6 protein-coding genes are annotated in these 6,299 nt (G+C 50.4%); all 6 read left to right on the forward strand.

Annotated elements, in window-relative coordinates:
* Positions 1–13 precede the first annotated feature (13 nt).
* The 6 genes from argC (at position 14) to DWZ16_RS01510 (ending at position 6,110) form a co-directional block, all read left to right on the forward strand.
* A complete protein-coding gene (gene argC / locus DWZ16_RS01485) occupies positions 14–952 on the forward strand; it encodes an N-acetyl-gamma-glutamyl-phosphate reductase (protein ID WP_118522152.1) in 939 nt (312 codons plus the stop codon).
* Positions 953–1,080: 128 nt separating this feature from the next.
* Positions 1,081–2,289: a bifunctional ornithine acetyltransferase/N-acetylglutamate synthase gene (argJ, locus tag DWZ16_RS01490; protein ID WP_107000104.1), complete on the forward strand. Its 1,209-nt coding sequence runs from the start codon at positions 1,081–1,083 to the stop codon at positions 2,287–2,289.
* Entirely contained in the window at positions 2,289–3,155 is an 867-nt protein-coding gene (gene argB / locus DWZ16_RS01495; protein WP_118472016.1) for an acetylglutamate kinase, read from the forward strand. Before argJ ends, argB begins: the two co-directional genes overlap by 1 nt.
* Positions 3,156–3,259: 104 nt before the next feature.
* Positions 3,260–4,438 (forward strand): aspartate aminotransferase family protein, encoded by a 1,179-nt coding sequence (locus DWZ16_RS01500; protein WP_118522153.1) that lies wholly within the window; start codon positions 3,260–3,262, stop codon positions 4,436–4,438.
* 2 nt (positions 4,439–4,440) lie between these two features.
* Positions 4,441–5,343, forward strand: coding sequence for an ornithine carbamoyltransferase (argF, locus tag DWZ16_RS01505; RefSeq protein ID WP_022358782.1), 903 nt, complete (start codon positions 4,441–4,443; stop codon positions 5,341–5,343).
* 347 nt (positions 5,344–5,690) lie between these two features.
* On the forward strand, positions 5,691–6,110 hold the full coding sequence (locus DWZ16_RS01510; RefSeq protein WP_107000101.1) for a C-GCAxxG-C-C family protein: 420 nt from the start codon (positions 5,691–5,693) through the stop codon (positions 6,108–6,110).
* Positions 6,111–6,299 lie beyond the last annotated feature (189 nt).

A 6,299-nucleotide genomic window follows, 5' to 3' on the forward strand; every position in this document is an offset into this window, starting at 1 on the left:
CGGGGGACGAACAATGGCGAAACCGAAGATTTATATAGACGGAAAAGAAGGAACAACCGGACTGCAGATTTACGATCGTCTGGCGAAAAGAGGGGACATCGAGCTGCTTCTGATCGATGAGGCAAAGCGCAAGGACACGGAAGAGCGAAGAAAGCTGATTCATGCGGCGGATATCGTATTCCTGTGCCTGCCGGATGCGGCAGCGGTTGAGGCAGTTGCACTGGCGGAAGGTTCTGGGGCGCGCATCATTGATGCATCTACCGCGCACCGGACAGCCAAAGGATGGGCGTACGGCATGGCGGAACTTTCAAAGGAGCACCGCGAGGCGATCAAAACATCCAGCCGGGTGGCGAATCCAGGCTGCCATGCAACTGGATTTATCACTTCCGTTTATCCGCTGGTGGCGCAGGGGATCATCCCGAAGGATTATCCGATGACAGTCTTTTCCCTGACCGGCTATTCCGGCGGCGGTAAAAAGATGATTGCCGAGTATGAATCGCCGGAGAAGCCGCAGAGCTATTTCGCACCCCGTATTTATGGTCTGACGCTGAAACATAAGCATCTACCGGAGATGCAGAAGGTCTGCGGACTTGATTATCCGCCGGTCTTTAGTCCGATCGTGGATGACTACTATAAAGGAATGGCGGTCACGATCCAGCTTCAGAACCGCCTCTTAAACGGCGGGCCGACCGCGGAAGATATCTATGAGAAGCTGGCTGGCTGGTATGACGGACAGAAGCTCATTAAGGTACATCCGTTTGGATATGACGGTATGATCGCGGCGGCAGATATGGCAGGTCGAGACAGTCTGGAGCTGATTGTCAATGGTCACGGGGAACAGACCATGGTGACGGCGCTCTTTGATAATCTTGGAAAGGGTGCTTCAGGCGCAGCCGTTCAGAACATGAATCTGATGCTCGGATTTGAGGAGACAGCTGGACTGGCACTATAGAAAAGTGCTATAATAAAAGAATGGCAGATGGTTTTTTTAGATATTTTGGGGTTGAGAGATAAAACCATAAAATAGCTGCGGGGGACTATAGACGCGAAGTTATATAAAAATGACAGGAGGAATGTCATATGAAGATAATCGAAGGCGGTGTTTGTGCTGCAAAAGGATTTAAAGCGGGCGCGATGCGCTGTGGAATCCGCAAATCTCATACAAAAAAGGATCTGGCGATGATCCTTTCGGACTGTGTCTGCAACGCATCGGCGGTTTATACGACCAACCGCGTCAAGGCATCACCGATTTTACTGACAAAGGAACATCTGGCCGACGGAAAGGCACAGGCGGTTATTGTCAATTCCGGTAATGCGAATGCGTGCGCTCCGTTTGGCATGGAGAATGCAAGAAGACAGGCAAAGGCAGGCGCGCGAGCGCTGGGCGTTTCGGAGGAAAATGTAATCGTAGCATCGACCGGCGTCATCGGTCAGACGCTTCCGGTTGAGGCGATCGAGGCTCATGCAGGCGAGATGGAGATGAAATATGACAACTCCCTGGTAGCTGCAGAAGCGATCATGACGACCGATACAAAAGTGAAGACGATCGCTGTTGAATTTGATGTAGATGGAACAACCTGCCACATCGGCGGTATCTGTAAGGGTTCCGGCATGATTCACCCGAATATGGGAACGATGCTGTGCTTCATCACAACCGATTGTGCAGTCAGCAGCGAGATGATCCGCAAGGCGCTGTTATTCAATGTAAAACGTACCTTCAACCGTGTGACTGTTGACGGCGATACTTCCACCAACGATATGTGTACCGTTCTGGCAAATGGTATGGCTGGCAATGCGGAGATTACTGCAGAAGATCCGGCATACGAGGCATTCCGCGAGGCATTGCAGACGGTTATGCAGGATCTGGCTCGTAAGATTGCGGCAGACGGCGAGGGCGCAAGCAAGCTGATGACCTGTACCGTGAAGGGAGCGAAGGACGAGGAGACAGCCGAGGTACTGGCAAAATCCATCGCCGGTTCTTCCCTGACCAAAGCAGCAATGTTCGGTTCCGATGCGAACTGGGGACGCGTTCTCTGCGCGATGGGCTATTCCGGAGCTGAGTTTAACACGGAGAAAGTGTTAGTCGAGTTTGCTTCCAAAGAGGGCAGCATTGCGGTCTGTGAGGACGGCAGAGGACTTGATTTTGATGAAGATCTGGCAAAGAAAATCTTAAGCCAGGATGAAGTGGAGATCAATGTAACGCTTCAGGAAGGCAGCGGAAGCGCTACCTGCTGGGGATGCGATTTGACCTATGATTATGTGAAGATTAATGGAGATTATCGGACGTGATGAAAACAGGATCAAAAATGAGCGCAGAAGTCCTGGTAGAGGCACTGCCTTATATTCAGGAATATGCAGGTAAAATTATCGTTGTAAAATACGGCGGAAACGCCATGATTAATGAAGATTTAAAGCAGGCGGTGATTGAGGATATCGTCCTTTTAAATCTGGTAGGCATCAAGGTCGTGCTGGTACACGGAGGCGGTCCGGAGATTTCGGAGATGCTCAAAAAAACCGGAAAAGAGTCTAAATTTGTCAAAGGTCTGCGCTACACAGACCGCGAGACGATGGATATTGTCCAGATGATTCTCTGCGGCAAGGTTAACAAAAACCTTGTTTCCCTGTTTGAGAAAGCAGGCGGACATGCCGTTGGTCTGGGCGGCATGGACGGCGGACTCTTCAAGGCGATCCAGTTAGTCGATCCGGATGGAACGGAATACGGCTATGTGGGAGATATTAAAGAAGTCAATGAGAAAGTCGTTCTCGATGTTTTAAATGAGGGCTTTATCCCGGTTGTTTCCTCCGTGGCAGCAGGCATGGACGAGGAGACAAACTATAACATCAATGCAGATACGGCAGCGGAGAAGCTGGCGGTGGCACTGAAAGCGAAAAAACTGATTCTTCTGACGGATGTATGCGGTCTGATGCGCGATCCGAAAGACGATTCGACATTGATTCCGAGACTGAAAGTTTCCGAGGTTCCGGCACTCATCAAAGAGGGCGTGATCTCCGGCGGCATGATTCCGAAGGTAGATTGCTGCGTTGAGGCAGTGCGCCAGGGCGTAGAACGTGCCAATATCCAGGATGGTCGTGTGCCGCACTCGATTCTGGTCGAGCTTTTGAGCAATGACGGTGTAGGAACCATGTTCTCGTAAACAGCAGATGAACTAGATTCTGCACGAATCCGGGCTGTTTTAGCTGAAATGCAGGACGGATGCTGGAAGCTTTGCGGGCAGATGTGGGCGTTAGGAGGTTTTTTATGACATTTGAAGAAATCAAGCAGGGCGAAGAAACATATATCATGCATACATACGGCCGCTTTCCGATTGCGCTGGATCACGGAAAAGGCGCGACGCTGTGGGATACGGAGGGAAAGAAATACATTGATCTGACCTCCGGCATCGGTGTCAACAGTCTTGGCCATGACAACGATGCGCTGACGACTGCGATATCGGAGCAGGCACATAAGCTGATGCACGCCTGCAACCTGTATTACACCGAGCCTATGGTGCAGGTAGCAAAGAAATTGGTCGATGCAGCCGGAATGGGAAAAATCTTTTTTGCAAACTCCGGTGCGGAAGCCAACGAGGGTATGATCAAGCTGGCAAGAAAGTATTCCTTTGACAAATACGGCGAGGGAAGAAATAAGATTATCACGCTGAAACAGTCCTTCCACGGACGTACCGTGACGACATTAAAGGCAACCGGACAGGACAAGTTTCATCAGTATTTCTTCCCATTTACGGAAGGATTTGATTATGCAACAGCCAATGATATCGAAGACATGAAGCGCAAGATCGATGGTACGACCTGCGCTGTCATGATGGAGATGATTCAGGGCGAGGGCGGCGTCCTTCCGCTTGATAAGGAATTTGTACAGGCAACTGCCGAGTTCTGCAAGGAGAAGGACATCCTGCTTCTGATTGACGAGGTTCAGACGGGCATCGGACGTACCGGAAGCCTGTTCTGCTATGAGCAGTACGGCGTTCAGCCGAACATCATCAGTATGGCCAAGGGACTCGGCGGCGGTGTTCCGATCGGTGCTGTCATGGCGGATAAGAAATGCCAGGATGTACTGGGCGCCGGTACGCACGGTACAACCTTCGGTGGCAATCCGCTCTGCTGTGCGGCTGCCAATACCGTATTAGATATCGTAAATAAGCCGGAATTCCTGAAATCGGTTCAGGAAAAGGGCGAGTACCTGAAAAAGGAGATTTTAGCGATCGGTTCTCCAAAGGTAAAGACTGTTCGCGGCATGGGATTGATGTTAGGCATCGTAGTGGACAAAGATGAGAGAGCTGCGATGGTCAGTCAGTTGATGGAGAAAGGCGTCCTGGTCCTGACAGCCGGTACAGAGGCGATCCGTCTGCTTCCGCCGCTTGTCATCACGAAAGAGGAGATGGACGAGGCAATCGCTGCTATGAGGGAGGTATTTTAGACATGAAGCATTTATTAAAGCTGTTGGACTGCACACCGGAGGAGATTACCTCGATCCTGGATCTGGCAGATCAGTTAAAATATGAACGAAAACATCACATTTCACATCGTCTTCTGGAGGGCAAATCTATCGGCCTGATTTTCCAGAAGTCATCCACCCGTACCAGAGTTTCCTTTGAGACAGGTATGTTCCAGCTCGGCGGACAGGCACTGTTCCTTTCCTCCCGCGACTTACAGATCGGACGCGGTGAGCCGGTACAGGATACCGCACGCGTACTGTCCCGTTATCTGGACGGCATCATGATCCGTACCTATGAGCAGAAAGAAGTGGAGGATCTGGCAAAATACGGTTCTATCCCGATCATCAACGGTCTGACTGATTTCTGCCATCCGTGCCAGGTACTGGCTGACCTGATGACGATCCGTGAGAAATACGGCGTACTGAAAGGACTCAAGATGTGTTACATCGGCGACGGCAACAACATGGCGAACTCCCTGATCGTAGGCGGTCTGAAATCGGATATGCAGGTATCTATCGCAACTCCGGATAATTACCGTCCGGCGAAAGAAGTGCTAGATTTCGCAGCTGGCAATGACGCATTTACACTGGTAAATGATCCGATCAAGGCAGTGGAAAATGCAGACGTTGTCATCACAGATACATGGACTTCCATGGGTCAGGAAGAAGAGAAGAAGATCCGCCAGCAGGCATTCCAGGGATATCAGATCAATGATGAACTGATGGCTGCGGCAAAACCGGGGGCGATGGTAATGCACTGTCTGCCGGCTTACCGTGGACAGGAGATTACCGAGAAGATCTTTGAAGAACATGCGTCTGAGATCTTTGAAGAGGCGGAAAACCGGTTGCATGCCCAGAAGGCGGTTATGGTTACGCTGATGAAATAGAAATATATAGAAATGCATAAAAATGGCAAGGTGACGCGCCAGAAGCCAAATGCCCTCCGTTGCGGTTTCGGAGCCGGTAACACTAGGCTTGCATAGATTTGTTAAAAGCAGAGTCCAAAATACAAACTCGCTTCGCTCAGACAGGTGTATTTTGAACTCTAACACAAATCTCTGCGAGCCAAGAGTTACCAAGACTCCTGCAAATGCAACGGAGGGCATTTGGCTTCTGGCGCTGTATGTTGTATGCTTTTGGGGGTGTTTAAAAAGTGGAAATGTATGTTATAATTGGCATAAATAGTATAATATAAAAAATTTAGCAGATTAAGAAAATTTTAGGAGGTATCAGTATGACGAAAGAAGAGATTTCAGCGCGTCAGCAGCAGGCGGCTCAGTTTCATGCAATGGGGTATAATTGTGCCCAGTCGGTGGCGTGTGCGTTTGCGGATAAGGTGGATTTGGACAAGGTGGCGCTGTTTAAGGTGACGGAGGGGCTTGGTCTTGGCATGGGCGGCATGAATGGTACCTGCGGGGCCATTTCGGCGGCGGCTGTGCTGGCGGGGCTGAAGGATAGTACCGGGGATCTGGAGCTGGCGAATTCGAAGGCGGTTTCTTATAAGGATGCCAGAGAGTGCATCGCGCGTTTCCTTGAGAAGAACCAGAGCGTGGTCTGTAGGGATTTGAAGGGTGTGGAAACAGGAAATGTGCTGCGTGCCTGTCCGGACTGCATCAGCGATGCGGTGGAGATTATCGGAGAAGTATTGTTCTAATATATCCTCACAAATTGGCACGTTTGAAACTGCAAGTGCCGTACAGCAACGCGCGGGCAGCCGATTTTGTTACTGTTCATGCATACGTGCCCAGTAACGGAATTTGCCGTGGCTTCGCATTTAAATACGGCAAATTCCTGCTGCCACCACGTTTTCTTACGGCACTTTCGGTTCCAAAAGTGCCTACCT

The organism is Clostridium sp. AF29-8BH (assembly GCF_003478145.1).
In the GTDB taxonomy this organism is placed as follows: domain Bacteria; phylum Bacillota; class Clostridia; order Lachnospirales; family Lachnospiraceae; genus Otoolea; species Otoolea fessa.

What these genes read in the sequence shown, in the direction of transcription:
- argC (WP_118522152.1), top strand. Translation starts at nt 14, where the DNA reads ATGGCGAAACCGAAGATTTATATAGACGGAAAAGAAGGAACAACCGGA.
- argJ (WP_107000104.1), top strand. Translation starts at nt 1,081, where the DNA reads ATGAAGATAATCGAAGGCGGTGTTTGTGCTGCAAAAGGATTTAAAGCG.
- argB (WP_118472016.1), top strand. Translation starts at nt 2,289, where the DNA reads ATGAAAACAGGATCAAAAATGAGCGCAGAAGTCCTGGTAGAGGCACTG.
- DWZ16_RS01500 (WP_118522153.1), top strand. Translation starts at nt 3,260, where the DNA reads ATGACATTTGAAGAAATCAAGCAGGGCGAAGAAACATATATCATGCAT.
- argF (WP_022358782.1), top strand. Translation starts at nt 4,441, where the DNA reads ATGAAGCATTTATTAAAGCTGTTGGACTGCACACCGGAGGAGATTACC.
- DWZ16_RS01510 (WP_107000101.1), top strand. Translation starts at nt 5,691, where the DNA reads ATGACGAAAGAAGAGATTTCAGCGCGTCAGCAGCAGGCGGCTCAGTTT.